The organism is Planococcus donghaensis MPA1U2 (genome assembly GCF_000189395.1).
GTDB classification, from domain to species: domain Bacteria; phylum Bacillota; class Bacilli; order Bacillales_A; family Planococcaceae; genus Planococcus; species Planococcus donghaensis_B.
In genome coordinates this window covers 21813-40191 of the sequence record NZ_AEPB01000010.1, presented here as the reverse complement: position 1 = coordinate 40191, position 18379 = coordinate 21813, and the positions used below count along the sequence as shown (strand labels likewise).

Genomic DNA, 18379 nt, shown 5'->3' with positions numbered 1-18379 from the left:
AATACTTCAGGAAGAGTTGAGCCAAAAAGAGCAGGAACGGCTGTCTTCTGTAAATAATCAATTGATGTATTTTTTACAGGACATTGAACAAATGTCCCTGTTCTTTACGAAGGACGACCAAGTTAGAGAGATCCTTTCGATTGATGATAAGACGCCCTTAAAAAAGAACGCAGACTATGAAACCGTCAACGACCTATTCGATATAGTCCTGAGTGTGAAGAAGTGGGACGTTAACATCTATTTGATTGGCCTAAACGGAGACCGCTATTTTTCCGACGAGTACTTACCTTCTGCTTATAATGACATACGAGAAAATTGGGGAATTTTCAGAAAGGCGCAGCAAGCCAAAGGCTCTTTAGCATGGGACACGAACTACTCCGTCAGTTCATTTGAAAAAAAGGACGTCGTCTTAACGGCCGGACGCAGCATCATTGATCCGAAAACCAATGAAAAGCTCGGATATGTCATGATTGACGTAAAAGATATGTCTTTCGCTTCTCTTTATAAACCGAGTGAGGTCAACGCGAAGGAACAATTCTACCTACTGGATAAGCAGGGCTATTTAGTCACAAGCGTCCCTTCTGTCAACGAATCAGCTGATGCAGTGGACCTTGCCGCGCTCGATAGAACTTTGTCTGGAGACAGTGGATTTATGGATATCACTTGGAAAGACAAGCCTTCTATCCTCAGCTATTACACATCGGATGACGCCGAGTTCAAGCTTTTAAGCATCATCCCATTAAAGACAGTCGAGCAACAAGACAACTTAATCTTTAACCTGACATGGAATTTCGCCTTGATTGGCATCATCATTTCTGCCTGGCTCGCCTATTACTTGTCAAAGACCGTTACACGGCCGTTGTACAAATTGATGTTTTTAATGAATGAAGTCGAAAAAGGAAATCTTAATATCCGGTTCTCTTCTAAATACAATGATGACATCGGCATTTTCGGACTACGCTTCAACCGCATGTTAAGTCGGCTAAAAAGTCTGCTTCAAGACAGCTACGAAAAACAATTGCGTCTGCAAGAATCCGAAATAAAAGCTTTACGTGCCCAAATTAACCCTCATTTCCTTTACAATACGCTCGAAACAGTCAATTGGCTAGCCCGTTTGAATGGCTCTTCCGACATCAGCAAAATTGTCGTTTCTCTCGGCGATATCCTGCGCTATTCCATTCGGAAAGGAAACAATATGGTCACTGTCAAAGAAGACTTAAAGCAGCTACAAAATTATTTGACCATCCAGGAATTTCGCTATCGAGACAAATTCACCAGCCAAGTCGATATTGATGAAGAGGTCATGGAACGGCTGATTCCCGCGTTGATTATTCAGCCACTGGTGGAAAATGCCATCGTCCATGGCATGGAATCGAAAACAGAAGAAGGAACAATCCACATCCGACTTCGCGCCGAAGCTTCAGGCATGCAGATTTTGATTGAGGACGACGGCGTTGGCGTCGACCCGGAAACGTTTGCATTGATCTCTGCTGATATGGTTGAAGCAACTTCCTTTGAAACATTGGGAATCGGCATTGAAAATGTACGGCGACGTCTATACTTAAGCTACGGCGAGCATTTTACTTGGTCACTCAGTACCGAACCGGGTAAAGGAACACGTATCGAAATATTCATACCTGATCATGTTAAGGAAGGGAATAGCTATGCATAAACTATTGATTGTGGACGATGAATGGATGATTCGCGAAGGATTGGAGAAGACGGTTCCGTGGAATGAATGGAACATTGAAGTTGTGGGTACCGCTAAAAACGGCTATGAAGCATTGGAAATCTTGAAGAAGCTTACAGTTGATATTCTTCTGACGGACATCCGGATGCCAAAAATGAATGGGTTAGAACTGATTGAAGTCTGCAAACAGCAGTATCCATCCATGAGAATTGTCCTTCTGAGCGGACACGATGAATTCAGCTACGCCCAAAAAGCTTTGCGGTTGGGCGTTTCCGATTACTTGTTGAAACCGACTGACTTCCATGAGTTGAAACGAGTGATGCTAACAGCTTCGCAGGAATTGATGATGGCCAAAGAAACATTTGATAGCGGTCTTCCTCTTCTTCTCGAATCGCTGATCGCCAGTCCAAGCACCGATAAATTTGAACAGCTGAAACAACAACCTGAATTTAAAAGTGGATACGGCACGATGATTATCTACCATAAAGAAGGCAACTTACCCAAAATTGAATTTGAGAATTTCTTATCTATTAAAACCAAAGAATCAGCAACTATTCTTTTCTTTTATCAGCTCGAAAATGAAGAACACTGGAAACAGTTGATTTCCGATCAAACAAATTTTCTACAACAAAGTGGTTTTAAAGGAATCATAAAAACCGGCTCATTCTCTGAAGAGATTGAGCAGCTCTATAGTCTGTATCTGCAGGCCACCGCTGCTTCCCTTCCTCTTTATCAAGACCAGTGTCTGGAAGTATACCTATACAATGAGAACAAAAGAGATCCTTCTATTCTGAACATTATTCAATTTGTTTCTGATAACTTGGAAATGCCCTTAAACCAAACCGAATTCGCGAAAGAATTGCATATGAGCAACAGCAATTTCAGCAAAGTCTTCAAACAATACACCGGCATGAACTTTGTCGACTTCATCACTGAAAAGCGAATCGCCAAAGCCAAGGAGTTGCTTACTTACACCAATTTAAAAACCACCGAAATTGCCCAGCAGATAGGCTATCCGGAAGTTAGGTATTTCCATCAAGTGTTCAAGAAAAGAGTCGGCTGTTCTCCAGGAGGATTCAGGGAGGAGACATACTCTAAGTCAGCTAGTGAAGATGTTTGATTCTCAGCTTTTATAAAATAATCTTGATATCGAAGAAAGTCTTGAGTTCCCTCTAGAAAATTCAAGGTTTTTGATACGAATCTTTTATTAAGAATCCCTCCCTACTCTTGATGGTTCATTGCGTAAACGAGCAAAAATAGTGCCCCCTAAACTTACAAGTCAGCAATTCTCTTTTAAGCACTAGACTGATCTTGAGCCTCTAGTTTCGTATGTTGGAAAATCAGTGCGTCTCAAACGTATCGTTTGCTAATGAGGTAGAGCAGAATGACACGAAAACAAGCGTTTCACCATCATTCTTATTATCATGTCATCATGCGCGGCAATCATCGGCAACCGATTTTTAAAACAAAAGAAGATATGTTTGAGCTCAAGCGGGCCTTTCAACATATTTATGTAGATTACCCGTTTAAAATTTTGGCTTATTGTTTTATGACCAACCATTATCACACTTTGATCAACGCCGAGCGTGATCCCCTTCATAAAATCATGGGTCTGGTCAATCGCCGGTATTCCATGTCTTATGCCAAGCGTTATCGCCACATTGAACGAATCTACCAAAAGCGTTATTTCGCGAAAGAAGTCGATTCGCGTCTTGGTCTGCTCACTGCCAGTAGTTATATCCACCGCAATCCGATTCAAACCCAAAAGCCGATGGTGGAGCGATTGGAGCTGTATCCGTATAGTTCGTTTCCACTCTACTGGGACGATACTCTCCCCGCTCTGGCTTTTCTGGATAGGGAGTTGCTTCGGGACTTGCTGCCAGAGCCGTTTGAGGAGAACAACATAGCCTATTGTATGTATTGCCTGACTTATGCGCAGAACGCAGAAGAAGATTCGCATGTGGAAGATATGGAACCGCCGGTGATGCAACGTTTATCATTTGCTCTTCTGATGGCTTTACTGGGAAACATTATCCAGTTGTTCCCTGTGTATGGCTCAGTTATAACTATTTATCCCTCTCCATAAATACACAATGGCCATCTTAGAAATCCATTGATTTCATGGAAGATGGCCTTTTCTTTATCCAAATTCTTTGTATAGGTGGAATTGTTTCGCTCACAGAGGCGCGTTTTTGTTTTGGTTCTGTTTCATGGCATGGGTGGTTCTCGAGCTTATCCTTTTTAAAACAGAACGGAGCAATATGAAAGAATTTTCTAGCAGTTCCCAGATGGCCCCTGTGTACGGTTCAATTATGACTATTTACCAACCTCAATAAATATGCAAATGCTATCTTCTAAATCTATTGATTTCATTAAAGATGACCTTTTCTTTATGCAAATTCTTTGTATAGGTTGAATTGTTCCGCTCACAGGGGCGCGATTTTTTGAAGGGGTTAACCACTGTGTACGGATCAATTATGACTATTTATTAATCTCACCAAATATACAAATACCACCTTCGAAATCTATTGATTTCACTTGAGATGGTATTTTCTCTATTCAATCTGTTTGTATAAATTGAATTGTTTCGCTCACAAGGGCGCGTTTTTATTATTTGCTATCTATCTATTTAAAATAGTAGAAGCGCGATTTGTGATACAAAAACCTAAAAAAAGTCAAAAAAACATTAGCAAGAACAGGAAATTAGTAGTATAATGGAAGAAAAAGTTAATTGACTTCAAATATATATGTTACTTTGCATACTTCCTACAATTATATTTCCAAAAAATATATGGAGGGATTTTTATGGCTAGCAAAGTAAGTCGAGAAGACAAAATTCTCACTAAGAGAAAGGAGTTGGAAGAGAAGAAAGAGGAATTAGAAAGAAAAGTAGAAGATTATAAAATAACACAAAACAAATTTATATTTGCTGGGTTGCTTATTCTTTTTTATGCTGCTTTTATCCATAATACCGATTTGGTTTCCGGTATTTTTGCTGAGCCTCGCTTAACAAGAGTGATTATTATTTTATTTGGGATACTATTACTTTTTTTTTCAATAAGGTATAGTCCATCTTCATACTTAACAGAACTTAATTCTGTTTGTCATGATTTAGAGTTAAGTGACACAACGGACTGGAATCCGGAAGAAAAAGCTGAAGAATTATTTGATCACCATCATAAAGAGTTATCAAGGTATTATGATGGAAACCTTATGCAAAGTAATAAAATATTTAAATTGGGTGTAGTTAGTATTCTAGCAAGCTTTGTTTTTATAATTTTAACATTTTATATGCTTTATCTAAACATAGACAGACCTGCATCTGTGAATCTTATAATTGCATCGATTGGAGCATTGAGTGTAATCTTAACTGACTTCATTGCTACTGTTTATATCAAAATGCATGCTGATATTGTTAAGTCTGCAAATGAATTTCATAACAGATTCGTCAACACACACCATTTTTATCTAACAAATTATTTGGTTTCAAAAGTTAAAAATACTAACAAGAGAGAGGATGGGCTAATTAGTTTAGCTTTGGGAATAACTAATCTTGGCTATCTTACAACTTCACCAATTAATGTTGATACTCCTTCAACTGAAGCAGAATCTTCAGAGACGGAAAATACTGAACAAGACACTGATCCAAATACAACTAATGTGAACCAGATCGGTATAGCAAAAGAAATTAGAAGTTTATTTAATCTTTTACAAGATGGCGCTATTTCAAAAGAACAATATGAAACTCAAGTAAAAGATTTGTTACAATGAAGCAACAAACCACTTTTGCATATATCGTCAGATGGCTCCTGTGTACGGCTCAGTTATGACTATTTATTCCCCCTCACTAAACATGAAATGCCATCTTCGAAATCGGTTGATTTCATGGAAGATGGCATTTTTTTATCCACATTCTTTGTATAGAAAGAATCGTTTCGCTCACAGAGGAGCGATATTCTATCACAGAACTCATCATTTTAAACTGCTAACAGCTTCAATATCGTTCGTGAAGATCCCATTTGCTCCCCAGGATTTCAGCTCTTCTCCTTCTGCCAGTTTGTCGACAGCAAAAAGGTGGACCAATAAGCCTGCTCTTCTTGCAGCAGCAATATATGCGTCGTCCGCATTCTTATAACTGACTCCAATACCGACGGCATATTCCTTATATAACTTGAAAGTCTCAGAGGAAGGGATTTCCTGCTCCAAGTTGTCTATCAATTGTATGAGTGGTATATCGTCGTCCAATTCGTGAATCTTTTTTAAACTGTCTGTGCTAAAAGACTGTACAATTACATGACCTTTCGGGAGAGACGCTTCCAACAATCCATATTGATCGAGCAATTCCAGCAAGGCCTCTTCCATTCCTTCACTTTTATCCGGCTGCTTGGTTTCAATGTAATAATTGGTTGTGTCACCGAAAGCTGTAAAGATTTCCTCAAGGGTCGGCACTTGAATGCCCACGTACTCCTCTTTTGCTCTGTCCGGTTTTCCGTTATTAAACCAAGAACCCGCATCCAGTTTTTTAATATCCGCTAAGTCCATTTCCGCTACTTTTCCACTGCCATCGGTCGTCCGGTCAACAGTATCATCATGGAACGCAACTAGAACACCATCTTTTGTCATCTGTAAATCAATTTCAATAAAATCTGCATCCATATCCATCGCCATTTGATAAGATGCCAAAGTATGCTCAGGCGCAATTGCGCTTGCCCCCCGATGAGCAATCAAAACAAAGGAATCTTCATCCAGTAAAGCAGAATGCTGATCATTTTTACTAGTATCCTTTAACATATAAACAGCGGCACAGATTATCACTACCACTAGAACAATTAACATTTTTTTCAATATTATCACCATCCTTCACATTACAGAATTGAAACTTGAAAAGCAATAAGAGATGAATCTCAAAGTGACACATAGCCTGACGTATGCACAGAATGCGAAAGAAGACTCGCATGTCGAGTATATGGAGCCACCCGTAATGTAAAAAGCGGGGTGTTGTTCAGAAGACCAGATTTCCTAACAGTTCCCAAATAGTCCATGTGTGTGAAACAGTTATGAATATTTAGCACTTCCCATAAACATGCCAAAGCCGCAACTCGAAACCGTTGGGGTTCCTCGATGCGGCTTTTTTGGTATGTAATTGTTGTGTATAGACGGAATTGTCTTTGACACAATGGCGCGATTTTCCTCATAATTCTAGAGATGAGTTCAGCTTTGTTTAAGTTTTAATGACTCTATTTAAAAACTGAAATACTTCTTTCAAATCCATATATTCTTCTTCCAAACCAATGTAATCCTTATTACTTTTTGTAATAAACCTGTACATTTCACCATCCCATTTAAAATCTTTTACTTTTTCCGCAGTCCAATAATTATCTGTAATCGAAAATTCCCCTCCTCTAATATTGTAACGTGCTTTCTCTGCAAGTTCTTTTGCGAGCACATAACCCACTTCCCATACTTCTATATCTGTATCCTTTTTAAAATGGCGGAAATCGATATTAAACTTTAATCCAAATTGGTAAGGTGTTCTATATTTTATGTCTTGCTGTCCGTCTGCATCAATCCATCCAATATGGATTCGCAGAGGAATATTATAAATTGTTTGCAAATCAAAACGAAAAGCTTTTTTGTTTGTATGAAATTCACCAGACCAACCAAGCTCTGTAAAAAAATCTATGATTTTCTCATATATCGGAACCACACTGTCAGCAAGGAGCAACGGAATTTTATCAGTAGTTGGTTTTATTTCATTCTTTTTTTTCATAAACGTTTCCCATGTCTCATGGCTCCAATGCCCAGTTCCTGTAGAGGCTATTGCTACTCTGTTCTGCTCTAACAAGACATCTGTTTCATCTTTGTTAAAAGTAATATAAGACATTGCATTGGTAATATCTTTCGGTCGATTCTTCCATATTTCATGACCTGGCTCATTTGACAATACACACTGAATAAAACTTCCATTTCTTATTTTATCCATTGTTATGTCATAAAGTTCAAGCCCTTTCTTACCCTCATAATTTAAATGTGAGGCCCACTGACAAAAGGCATCTGATAAACTACTCGTTTCACTTATAATATAAGGCGGAAAAACAGTTCCGGTACTTCTCTTTTTAATATATCTCCTAGAACCTAGTACAATTTCTTGTTCCGATCTCTTCTTTAAAGAGATCGCGTACAAACCGAGTTGGTTTTGCCAAATATTCGAATGCCATTCGGTATTGCTGCTCAATTTGGCTTCTATCAACCAAACCTCTCCCAACTCATCTGTTCCGATCAAGTCGAGAATTCCGGACTTGGAGCTTCCCTTCCCATCTGGCAATAAGATTTCGTGACCCCAAATAAAAATCTTTCTAGCCTTTCCATTTATAAGAAGAGGATAATCAAAAGTATGTTCAATAAACTTATTTACGAGTTGTTTTTCAATAACATATTCATTAAGAATCATTTAAAGTATCACTCCTTTGGACGAAATTACTCAATGTCATATTTTCAGCCAACCTCTAAAGAATTTCAGAATTCTATAGAATATCTTCTTTCCCAGGGTGGCAAATTTTTAATTCTCTTCCTTAAGATAGTTGCGATAGTTCGGGTCGATCTTGCTACGGTCTATGTCATGTACCTTAATGACGTCCCATCCCTCATCATCCCAGTATCCCTGAATCATCGGCGAGATGATTTCTTTCCACATTATGGGTAAACCAGCTTCTGCCGCTTCCATAGCTTGCTGACAAATTTTTTCTCGCTGTTCTAGCGAGAACCCGCCGACGGGTATGATACGGTCGCTTACTTCCCCTGTAACTTGGTCGTAAATGTCGCATCTCAGTGTTCCTTCTTGCTGACTAATCCGTACTCTTAACTCTTTTCCATCAATATTAATATCCCACAGTTCCTTTTCTGTGAACTCTTCCAACATTTTCTTAAAAGCATCCTTACCGTATAAATCGGTAAACCAGTTGTCCATGCTGCTCCCTCTTTTCCATTAGAATATTCTGCAAGCGAACTTTCATTGTTTCAACGTTCGGGTGACATGTAAGAAATGGCTCTCTGCAAATTACTCGCTGAAACGGTTAATCCACGATTTTCGATACGAACGGTCCCGTTATTCTTTTTCAAGTGCATATGCGGTACCCTATAGCTATCCTTTTACGCCTCCTTATCACTTAGACTGTAAACAAAAATTTTACCTTTAAAATTTGCAAGTATTTTTCTTCAAGGTACAGCGAAAGAATATAATGATATTTCCTCTTACCTTTCACTAAATTTAGTGACTTTATAATTCGCTAAGTGCATCTTCACGAGCTAATCATCCGTCAAAACTTTCTTTCTTAGTTATGTGCAGATTTTTTAAGTTTTCTTCTTCAATATCAGCAACCTTTAATAAATTTTATCATGACAGTTTTAAAAAATACAGAAAATTCAGATATTTATATTTTATCATTTCTTTAACTTTTAAATTGTTGAAGCAACCATCTAGATATAAAATATCCCCTACTTTTAGGGGACCACACCATTTATAACTACTCCACTTCTTGCATAAACAGCAAAACTCCATGCCTTGGTACCTTTTGTTCACAAGAATGGCGTTTCTTTGCCATGGAACTGTAGTGAGTATGTAAAATTGTTCCTTTCCAGGTACGCGACTTAAGATCAAATAAATCGTTTCGCTTATTGGAAGATGCTTTAAACCAGTCACTAATGCATACTTCAATCCTTCTTTTTTTGCTCTGTTACAGCTAAGTATTCTCTAATTTAATAAAAAAATAAATATTCAGATAACTTATTGACAACGCTTTCATAATGTTTATAATCAAACATAAGATGTTTATTTTGAACATTAAGTGTTCAAAAATTACAAAAAGAGGGGGATTTACGTGAAGAAACTGATCTTTTTGCTTTTGTCACTGGTGTTGGTGTTAAGTGCTTGTAACTCTGAAGATACGAATACAGCTACGGCTACAAAGTTAGAGAATGTTCCTGAAGGAGTTCAAGGCGGTATCAAAATTGCTATTATTCGAAACTTGCCTTCGGACGATCACACCAAACAATTTTTAGATGGGGCCCGCCAAGAAGGTGAAAGCTTTGGTTTTGAAGTCGATACCATGATTTCTGAAAACAACGATGCAAAATTCCAAGAGTTAGTGGCTCAAGCGATTCAACAAGATTACGATGGCTTGATCATTTCTCACGGGAAAGCTGATTATTCGTATGACATGATCCAACCCGCTTTAGATAAAGGCATGAAAGTCGTAACGTTTGATACCGTTGCTGAAAAAGATGGGAAAACACTAGAAGGCGTCACATCAACTTTTCAAGACGACCACAAATTAGCTGAGTTATCTCTTGGGGAAATTGCAGCACTTGGTGACAAACAACGCGTCATCAAATTGTGGTTCGGTCCTGGGGTTCCCCCGTTAGACCGCCGCCAAGAAATTTACAAACAATATGAAGACGCAGGAAAAATTGAAACACTTGAAACAGTTGGACCGACAAACATGCAAGACGTTCAAGGCGATATCTCGAGTAAAATGAACGCGATTTTAGCGAAGTACCCAGAAGGAACAGTAGATGCGGTTTGGGGATCATGGGATGAAATGGCGAAAGGCGCTTACAAAGCGATGAAAGACAATAATCGAGACGACATCAAACTGATTTCAATTGACGTGTCAAACCAAGACATTAACTTAATGCGTGAAGAAAACAGCAACTGGATCGCAACAGCTGCTGTGGATCCATTCTTAATCGGTCAAATGAATATGCGTTTGCTTGCGAAAAAACTAGCGGGTGACGAAACACCTGAAAGCTATAACCTCGAAGCGCGCTTGATCAAACAATCTGATCTACAAGACGATACAACGATGTTCAACTTAGATGAAATCGTTGAAGGCTGGGGCGTTTCAGATGAGCACAACGAGCCTTGGATGGATGAATTGCGAACTGAGTTTAAAAAGTAATCCATAAAGAGAGGGCTCTCCCCCTCTCTTTTTGATTGGAGGGATATGATGACGACTTTAGATATGCAAGACATCTCAATTGAATTTCCTGGCGTTAAAGCGCTGCAACATGTTGATTTTTCGATGAAGTCTGGCGAAATCCGCGCATTAATCGGAGCCAATGGCGCTGGCAAATCGACATTGATGAAAGTGTTATCCGGTGCATATACGCATTACACCGGTCAAGTTTTTCTAGACGGCCAACTACTCGACATTCAGTCACCACGAGACGCTAAAAAATACGGCATCGACATTGTCTACCAAGAAGTCGATACGGCGTTGATTCCTTATTTAGATGTGGCAGAAAACATCATGCTTGATGAAATGGTCAATGAAATGTCAGGAAAAGCGTTAGTGTCCTGGAAAAACCTCCATAAAAAAGCAGGTGAAACACTCGCACGACTCAACGTTAATATCGACACGAGAAAACGAGTCAACCAACTGTCACTTGCTGAAAAACAATTGGTGTTGATTGCTAGAGCCATTGTTCACGAACGCAAGTTTCTTATTCTCGACGAACCAACCGCTCCTCTCAGCAACCGTGAAACCGCTGAGTTGTTCCGAATCGTTCGCGAGTTGAGTGTCAATCAAGGATTAGGCATTATCTTTATCTCTCACCGCTTGCCCGAGCTATTTGAAATTTGCGAGACCATCTCTATTATGAAAGATGGAAAAATGATCACTACCGAAACAGTTTCAGACTTAACGCAGAAAAAAGTCATTGAACTGATGCTTGGCAAAAGCTTTAACGAAGAACACCAAAAGCACCAAGTACCTATTGGTAATACGTATCTTAAAATCGATAACTTAACTGACGAAGCTCAGTTTTTAAAAAATGTTTCCTTAGAAGTACGCGAACATGACATTGTTGGCATTGCAGGACTTGTCGGAGCAGGGAAAACCGAATTGTGCAAAGCAATTTTCGGTGAGAATCCTCTCCAAAGCGGAACTATTTATTTAAAAGATAAACAGGTTCGTAACCAGTCACCCACGCATGCCGTGAAAAACGGCTTTGCTTTAGTGCCCGAAGAACGGAGAAAAGAAGGCGTGCTTGTAGATGAACCGGTTTACGCCAACTTAACAGCGGCGAGCTTGAGAAAGTTCACACTGCCCTTTTCTGTCTTAAAACCAGAACGAGAACGCGAGCGCGCACGCAAGATTATCGCTTCTCTTGGCATTAAAACCCCTTCTGAAAACCAGAAAGTTGCGTTGTTAAGTGGGGGCAATCAGCAAAAAGTCGCTGTTGGCAAATGGCTGCTTACCGATGCGGAAATTTTGATTTTCGACGAACCAACAAAAGGCGTCGATGTGGGGGCAAAAGGCGATATTTTCGACTTAATCACCTCTCTTGCAGAAGAAGGCAAAGGCATCATTTACGCCAGCAGCGAACTAAACGAAATCTTAAACATTACTGACCGCATATACGTTATGTACGACGGCAAAATCGTCAAAGAACTCAAAACCCAAAATACAAATGAAGAAGAAATCTTGTTTTACTCAACAGGAGGTCGATAACCATGGAAGAACGCGCGATGAAAATGGACAGTCCCTTAAAAAAAGAATCGCCTTGGCAAAAGCCATTAACGTTTATCAACAATTGGGGAACTGTGATCGCAATTATTGCCCTTATTGTGTTTTTTGCACTCGCTGTCCCCCAGTTTATGACCAGCTCGAACATCATTAACATTATGCGAAGCATTTCCATCGTGACCATCATCGCCATTGGCTTGACAGTATCCCTAACCGTTAACGGCTTTGACTTATCGATTGGATCCACTGCCACACTAGCAAACTCACTAGTCGTTTCTTTTTTCGTTTGGTATAGCTTGCCGACCGGTGTCTCGATTGCGCTCGCTTTACTGTTAGCCCTTGGTGTTGCCTTATTTAATGCCTTTTTAATCGTGAAAATTAAAATTCCGGATCTTTTCGCCACACTCGCCACGATGTTTATTATTGAAGGCGTCGCAATGACGTATACGGGTGGTGGCTCGATCAGTGTTGGGATGCCGAGACTAGACGGAACACCTACGACGGGAACGATTCCTGCAGTGTTTTCGCTTCTTAGTCAAACGCCTTACATCATTATTTTGATGTTGATCGTTGTTGCTTCTGTTTACTTTTTCTTAAAACACACAAAACATGGCCGTTATTTGTATATGATAGGCGGCAATATTGAAGCTTCTCGCTTGTCCGGAATTCCCGTCAACCGCTACCGGACACTCGCTTACATCATTTCCGCGTTGTTAGCAGCACTTGGCGGTGTCGTACTCGCTTCTCAAATTGGTTCCGCGCAGATTAATGCTGGTGGTGGTTACTTAATGCCTGCAGTTGCGGCCGCATTTATCGGTTCTTCTTTTGCCGGTCAAGGCAAACCCAATGCTATTGGCACACTCGTTGGAGCTACGTTAATCGGAGTATTGGAAAACGGCCTGGTGATGATGTCAGTGCCTTATTACTCGCTTAACATCATTAAAGGCGCGGTACTGGCACTCGCACTTGCTTCCACTTACTACACACGCCGTAAAAATTAATCGGAGGGGAATCAGATGACATTGTTTTCAACTTACTTTTTAATGGATACAGAAGAAATCAAATCGTACGTTAAAGAAAACATTTCCTTTATGCGAGATGCCACCCAGTTAGAAGCTACAGAAATTGGCGATGGCAATTTAAACTACGTCTTTCGCGTGAAAGATATGGATAGCGGTAAATCTGTTATTATTAAACAGGCTGGTCACACAGCGCGTATTTCAGAAGACTTTAAACTGTCTACCGATCGCATTCGAATTGAAACGAGAGCCTTGCAACTTGCAGCTGAGAGAACACCTGAACTTGTACCGGAAATTTACTTGTTTGACGAAGTCATGAGTTGTTGCGCGATGGAAGATTTAGGCGACTTTACCATTATGCGTGCCGCGCTAATGGAGCATCGCATTTTCCCCCACTTCGCTGAACACATCTCAACCTATATGGCGGAAAACTTACTGCCTTCAACAGACGTCGTCATGGAACATAAAGTGAAAAAAGCTACTGTCAAAAACTTTATCAATCCCGAACTATGCGAAATCTCGGAAGACCTCGTTTTTACAGAACCTTATTTTAATCAAAATAACCGCAATATCGTACAAAGCGAAAACGCCCAATTTGTCCAAGAGCAGCTTTATGACAATAAACCACTCCACCTCGAAGTGGCCAAATTAAAATATTTATTCCTAACAAAAGCACAAAGTTTACTTCACGGCGACTTGCATACCGGATCGATTTTCATTACCGAAAACGAAACAAAAGTCATCGACCCTGAGTTCGCTTTTTACGGTCCGATTGGATACGACGTTGGCAACGTAATCGCCAACTTAAGCTTTTCGTGGGTCAACGGCCAAGCGCAACAACAAGATGAATTTACCCGGTGGATCGAAGACACCATTCGCGACACGATCGACTTGTTCGGAGCGAAATTCAAAGAGGTTTGGAAACGCGAAGCACTCGAATTGTTCGCTGTGAAATCTGATGCCTTTATGGACTTTTACTTACAAGATATCTTGAGTGATTCCGCAGGTATGGCCGGTTTAGAAATGAACCGTCGCATTGTTGGACTCGCTCAAGTAAAAGACATTACAGAACTTGAACACACAAAACACGTACAAGCTGAAAAACTATGCATTCAGATCGCCAACCGTTTCATACTAGAACGCGACACCTTGCAAACGGGTGAAGATTTTGTCCGAGTGTTGCACGACTTAAAGGAGGATTTTTCATGACTGAAGCGTTAGTCTCAATCGAATGGAAAGATGATGAACTGGTCTTGTTAGACCAAACCATTTTACCAAATGAAATAGCCTATGATCGCTACACCACAATTGAAAGCGTGTGGGATGCCATTGTCACAATGAAAGTTCGAGGCGCACCGGCAATTGGGGTTACAGCTGCATATGGCATATATCTCAGCATTCGTGATTTTGAAGGCACGCCTGAAGAACTCAAACAACAGCTTCAAAAAAGCCGTGACTATTTAGCAACGTCTAGACCGACAGCCGTTAACTTGTTTTGGGCCATTGACCGCATGATGACGTGCGCTCTAAGTCTAGATAGCGATAACATCGAAACGATTAAAGAAATCTTACTCGAAGAAGCAAAAAAAATTCACCGAGAAGACGAAGAAATTAACCGTCAAATCGGCGAACATTTACTTACGCTATTAGAAGATGGCAATGGCGTATTAACCCATTGCAACGCAGGCGCACTTGCGACATCAAAATACGGTACTGCCACTTCCCCGTTTTACTTAGCAAAAGAAAAAGGCTGGGACTTAAAAGTATTCGCAGATGAAACGCGCCCTCGCTTGCAAGGATCGACTCTTACGGCACTTGAATTGCACCGAGCGGGCATTGATGTCACGGTTATTACCGATAGTATGGCTGCGATGGTCATGTCGCAAGGCAAGATTCAAGCGGCCATTGTCGGCTGTGACCGAGTCGCAGCGAATGGCGACACCGCCAATAAAATCGGCACACTTGGTGTCGCGATACTCGCGAAACATTATAACGTGCCGTTTTATATCGCAGCACCAACACCAACTATTGATATGGACACGCCAGACGGTTCGGCGATTCCCATTGAAGAACGCCATATCGAAGAAATTATTAATAGTTTAGGAAAATGGACAGCGCCGAAAGACGTTCAAGCCTATAACCCGGCGTTTGACGTGACACCTGCTAACTTAATCACTGCCATCGTCACTGAAAAAGGAATTGTCCACGCTCCTTTTGAAGAGAATTTCAAAAAACTGTTCGCCTAAAAGAGAGGTTTCGCCTATGTCAGTCCCACTAGAACGCCAAAAAAATATCCTAACCGTTCTTGAAAAAAAAGATTACGCAGAAGTGTCGTATCTTAGTCAAAAATTCAACGTATCTGAAATGACCATTCGCCGTGATTTAGAAAAGCTTGAAAAAGAAGGCGAACTGATACGCGTACTTGGTGGTGCGAAACTGAGTACCAAGAAAGTATACGAAGGGACAGTGGACGAGCGGTTATCCACCAATTTAACCGAAAAGCGACAAATCGCATCTGTCGCCGTGTCACTCATTGAAAACGGTGACGTCATTGCATTTGACGCTAGCACGTCTGCCCTTGAAGTCAGCAAACGACTCAAAGGTTTTGAATCACTTACAGTCGTCACGAATAATATCTCTATTGCGGTCGAACTCGCCAGCGAAAAAGGCATTACCGTGATTTTGCTTGGCGGTTACGTTCGAGGCAAATCGCTATCGACAATTGGTGGGTCGCTATCGCAATACTTGCAGTCGATTAATATCGACAAATGCTTTATCTCCAGTAAAGCCATTAGCTTTGAAGAAGGGCTGACCGATGCCACGATCGATGAAGGCGAAGCCAAACAAGCGATGATCCGAAAATCAAATCAAGTCATCGTCTTAGCAGACCATACAAAACTCGACACCGTCGCCTTTTTCCAAGTATGCCCGTCAAACTCTATCCAAACCATTATTACCGACAAACCCGAAAACCCGACAAGTGCCGAAACTACTTGCATCGAGAGATTTCAAGAAAGCGGCACAACCATATATTTAGCAGATTAGGGGTGAACCGATGTTACTCGAAAAAGAACGAAACGACATCATCGTCTATTTAAACAAACTACTATCAAGCGGCTTAACTAAAGGCACCGGTGGCAACATCAGTGTCTTTGACAGAAAAACCGGCTATATGGCTATTAGCCCGAGCGGCATCCCATATAACCAACTAAACCCAGAAGACATCGTTATCACTGACCTCAACGGCAACATCATTGACGGCACATGCAAACCTTCAAGCGAATGGTCAATGCACGCCATCTTTTATCAAAAACGTGAAGACATTAACGCTGTCGTCCATACACATAGCTCGTTCGCGAAAACTTTAGCATCGCTGCGTTGGGATTTGCCCGCCGTTTCCTACCTCGTTGCCCACGCAGGTGAAAACGTTCGTTGCGCCGACTATGCGAGTTTTGGCACAAAAGAGTTGGCTGAAAATGCATTTAAAGCTATGAAAGACCGAAGAGCAGTATTGCTTGCGAATCACGGCTTGCTTGCGGGATCAGATTCACTGGTCAATGCTTTTACCGTAGCTGAAGAAATTGAGCATTGCTGCGAGATATATTACCGAGCGAAGTCACTTGGCACACCGGTCATATTAGATAAAGTAGAAATGGAGTTTATGGCTCAGAAGTTTAAGTCTTATGGGCAGCAGGAAATTAAGGCTGAGAGTTGATACAATAAAATTCTCTAAACAAAAATGCCGCTCCGATAATAATCGGAGCGGCATTTTTGTAATATAAAGAAAAAACTAGTACATAGATGATATGAGGATCCCCTGATATAAGAACTTTCATCTGGCCTTTCTGCTATAAGAGAGATTATTACATACTAGCAGATATGTGATTCAGGATTCCCGCTTTCAAATCGAAAACGGATTGCTGATTGCAAAATTGAGGTTGAGATGAAAAAATTGGAATCGACAAAAATTAAGACTGCTGCACAAGTTATTGCAACGGCTAGTATATTTACTGTATTACTTTTTATGGGAATGCAATTTGCAGTACACCATTTCATGAGTAAGCAATCATTGATCTTCCCAATCATTATTTTATCCATTGTCTTGCTTTACCATATGCTGATAGACCGAAAGCTAATTAGCTACAAGATCAACTGGATTGTAATTGTCCCACTGCTCCTTTTCACCACTTATTATGTCTTAAATATCAACCGTGGCGAACCATTAAAACTTGAATACATAGCCTATTTCCTTTTAATTGTTGCACTTTTTATAGCTATAATATCTTTCAAAAACAGAATCGTAGATAAACGGATGTGGATTGTCTTTACTTTTATCTACGCCAATATTTTCTTTTTACCAACCCTGTTGTCTATCAATAAATTGATTGCCGCAAATTCAAACGGTATCATCGCTTTTTTGCTATTGTTCTTCTACTTGATCAATCTCCATGAAAAGAATATCATCCTGAAAGTGATGAATTTATATACGACCGTTTTGTTGGTCGTCACATTGTTCACAGCTACATCTCGAACTGCCATGATGGCATTTATTATCGTCATCATTGTTTTCTTTACAATCAAATATATATCTCGTTTTACGTTCCAACTAATGGCCGCGTTAATCTTCTTAAGTCCGGTTGTCACTGGTATTTATGTCTATTTGAAACATACATCTATTGGTGAAAATTTAAATGACCTCAGCATTCAGGTGACGGGGAAAAACTTCTTTTCAGGGCGAGATCGAATCTGGAATGAAGCAGTAGAAGCTGTTTTACAGAATAACGCATTTTGGACAGGTTTAGGCATCAATAATGAATTCCAAGATCTTGGTGGCTATTTGCACAATCTGTATGTACAAGTTTTTTATCAGGCTGGTTTTATTGGACTCATTTTAGTAGCAGCATTGCTTCTTTCAATAGCATGGGCCACCGGAAAAGCGAATATTATGGATACTGAGTACAGAATCCTGATAGGCTATTTTACCGCTATCCTATTTTTGCAAGTGTTCGAAGGACACCTGATTTATAAATTCGAAATCATTTCGTTGTTAATGTGGATCATCCTAGCTTTCCTACTCAGAAAATCTCCCCTTCAGTGTAGCAGCAGGCAGTGTAAATAAACATAATAGTCTTAAAAAAACATGA

15 protein-coding genes are annotated in these 18379 nt (G+C 40.3%); 12 read left to right on the top strand and 3 right to left on the bottom strand.

What is annotated here, in order from left to right; genetic code table 11:
* Positions 1 to 16: 16 nt before the first annotated feature.
* The 4 genes from GPDM_RS03005 to GPDM_RS16290 all read left to right on the top strand — a co-directional run bounded on the left by GPDM_RS03005 (position 17) and on the right by GPDM_RS16290 (position 5461).
* Positions 17 to 1672 (top strand): cache domain-containing sensor histidine kinase, encoded by a 1656-nt coding sequence (locus GPDM_RS03005; RefSeq protein ID WP_158004626.1) that lies wholly within the window; start codon positions 17 to 19, stop codon positions 1670 to 1672.
* Positions 1665 to 2810: a response regulator gene (locus tag GPDM_RS03000; RefSeq protein WP_008428825.1), complete on the top strand. Its 1146-nt coding sequence runs from the start codon at positions 1665 to 1667 to the stop codon at positions 2808 to 2810. Before GPDM_RS03005 ends, GPDM_RS03000 begins: the two co-directional genes overlap by 8 nt.
* Positions 2811 to 3074: 264 nt before the next feature.
* Entirely contained in the window at positions 3075 to 3776 is a 702-nt protein-coding gene (locus tag GPDM_RS02995) for a transposase (RefSeq protein ID WP_008428824.1), read from the top strand.
* Between the two features lie 719 nt (positions 3777 to 4495).
* Positions 4496 to 5461, top strand: coding sequence for a hypothetical protein (locus tag GPDM_RS16290; protein WP_008428821.1), 966 nt, complete (start codon positions 4496 to 4498; stop codon positions 5459 to 5461).
* A 201-nt stretch (positions 5462 to 5662) separates the two neighbouring features.
* Here the strand turns inward: GPDM_RS16290 and GPDM_RS02985 are convergent, their stop codons facing one another.
* The 3 genes from GPDM_RS02985 to GPDM_RS02975 form a co-directional block, all read right to left on the bottom strand.
* Positions 5663 to 6526 (bottom strand): glycerophosphodiester phosphodiesterase, encoded by an 864-nt coding sequence (locus tag GPDM_RS02985; RefSeq protein WP_237704127.1) that lies wholly within the window; start codon positions 6524 to 6526, stop codon positions 5663 to 5665.
* A 385-nt stretch (positions 6527 to 6911) separates the two neighbouring features.
* Positions 6912 to 8141, bottom strand: a complete 1230-nt coding sequence (locus GPDM_RS02980; protein WP_008428817.1) for a hypothetical protein — start codon at positions 8139 to 8141, stop codon at positions 6912 to 6914.
* A gap of 108 nt (positions 8142 to 8249) precedes the next feature.
* Positions 8250 to 8657, bottom strand: coding sequence for a hypothetical protein (locus GPDM_RS02975; protein WP_008428815.1), 408 nt, complete (start codon positions 8655 to 8657; stop codon positions 8250 to 8252).
* Between the two features lie 910 nt (positions 8658 to 9567).
* On the opposite strand from GPDM_RS02975, the gene GPDM_RS02970 reads away from it, so the two are divergent.
* The 8 genes from GPDM_RS02970 (at position 9568) to GPDM_RS02935 (ending at position 18354) form a co-directional block, all read left to right on the top strand.
* On the top strand, positions 9568 to 10647 hold the full coding sequence (locus GPDM_RS02970) for a sugar ABC transporter substrate-binding protein (RefSeq protein ID WP_008428812.1): 1080 nt from the start codon (positions 9568 to 9570) through the stop codon (positions 10645 to 10647).
* 48 nt (positions 10648 to 10695) lie between these two features.
* A complete protein-coding gene (locus GPDM_RS02965; protein ID WP_008428811.1) occupies positions 10696 to 12201 on the top strand; it encodes a sugar ABC transporter ATP-binding protein in 1506 nt (501 codons plus the stop codon).
* A gap of 2 nt (positions 12202 to 12203) precedes the next feature.
* Positions 12204 to 13217, top strand: coding sequence for an ABC transporter permease (locus GPDM_RS02960; protein WP_008428810.1), 1014 nt, complete (start codon positions 12204 to 12206; stop codon positions 13215 to 13217).
* Positions 13218 to 13232: 15 nt separating this feature from the next.
* A complete protein-coding gene (mtnK, locus tag GPDM_RS02955) occupies positions 13233 to 14444 on the top strand; it encodes an S-methyl-5-thioribose kinase (protein WP_008428809.1) in 1212 nt (403 codons plus the stop codon).
* On the top strand, positions 14441 to 15481 hold the full coding sequence (gene mtnA, locus GPDM_RS02950) for an S-methyl-5-thioribose-1-phosphate isomerase (protein ID WP_008428808.1): 1041 nt from the start codon (positions 14441 to 14443) through the stop codon (positions 15479 to 15481). Before mtnK ends, mtnA begins: the two co-directional genes overlap by 4 nt.
* Positions 15482 to 15497: 16 nt before the next feature.
* Positions 15498 to 16280: a DeoR/GlpR family DNA-binding transcription regulator gene (locus GPDM_RS02945; RefSeq protein ID WP_008428807.1), complete on the top strand. Its 783-nt coding sequence runs from the start codon at positions 15498 to 15500 to the stop codon at positions 16278 to 16280.
* A gap of 10 nt (positions 16281 to 16290) precedes the next feature.
* Complete coding sequence (locus tag GPDM_RS02940) at positions 16291 to 16950, top strand: L-fuculose-phosphate aldolase (protein ID WP_008428806.1); 660 nt, start codon at positions 16291 to 16293, stop codon at positions 16948 to 16950.
* 228 nt (positions 16951 to 17178) lie between these two features.
* Positions 17179 to 18354, top strand: a complete 1176-nt coding sequence (locus tag GPDM_RS02935; protein WP_008428805.1) for an O-antigen ligase family protein — start codon at positions 17179 to 17181, stop codon at positions 18352 to 18354.
* The last annotated feature ends 25 nt before the right edge of the window (positions 18355 to 18379 follow it).

What these genes read in the sequence shown, in the direction of transcription:
- mtnK (WP_008428809.1), top strand. Translation starts at nt 13,233, where the DNA reads ATGACATTGTTTTCAACTTACTTTTTAATGGATACAGAAGAAATCAAA.
- GPDM_RS16290 (WP_008428821.1), top strand. Translation starts at nt 4,496, where the DNA reads ATGGCTAGCAAAGTAAGTCGAGAAGACAAAATTCTCACTAAGAGAAAG.
- GPDM_RS02960 (WP_008428810.1), top strand. Translation starts at nt 12,204, where the DNA reads ATGGAAGAACGCGCGATGAAAATGGACAGTCCCTTAAAAAAAGAATCG.
- mtnA (WP_008428808.1), top strand. Translation starts at nt 14,441, where the DNA reads ATGACTGAAGCGTTAGTCTCAATCGAATGGAAAGATGATGAACTGGTC.
- GPDM_RS03000 (WP_008428825.1), top strand. Translation starts at nt 1,665, where the DNA reads ATGCATAAACTATTGATTGTGGACGATGAATGGATGATTCGCGAAGGA.
- GPDM_RS02975 (WP_008428815.1), bottom strand. Translation starts at nt 8,657, where the DNA reads ATGGACAACTGGTTTACCGATTTATACGGTAAGGATGCTTTTAAGAAA.
- GPDM_RS02985 (WP_237704127.1), bottom strand. Translation starts at nt 6,526, where the DNA reads ATGTTAATTGTTCTAGTGGTAGTGATAATCTGTGCCGCTGTTTATATG.
- GPDM_RS02965 (WP_008428811.1), top strand. Translation starts at nt 10,696, where the DNA reads ATGACGACTTTAGATATGCAAGACATCTCAATTGAATTTCCTGGCGTT.
- GPDM_RS02995 (WP_008428824.1), top strand. Translation starts at nt 3,075, where the DNA reads ATGACACGAAAACAAGCGTTTCACCATCATTCTTATTATCATGTCATC.
- GPDM_RS02935 (WP_008428805.1), top strand. Translation starts at nt 17,179, where the DNA reads ATGAAAAAATTGGAATCGACAAAAATTAAGACTGCTGCACAAGTTATT.
- GPDM_RS02980 (WP_008428817.1), bottom strand. Translation starts at nt 8,141, where the DNA reads ATGATTCTTAATGAATATGTTATTGAAAAACAACTCGTAAATAAGTTT.
- GPDM_RS02940 (WP_008428806.1), top strand. Translation starts at nt 16,291, where the DNA reads ATGTTACTCGAAAAAGAACGAAACGACATCATCGTCTATTTAAACAAA.
- GPDM_RS02945 (WP_008428807.1), top strand. Translation starts at nt 15,498, where the DNA reads ATGTCAGTCCCACTAGAACGCCAAAAAAATATCCTAACCGTTCTTGAA.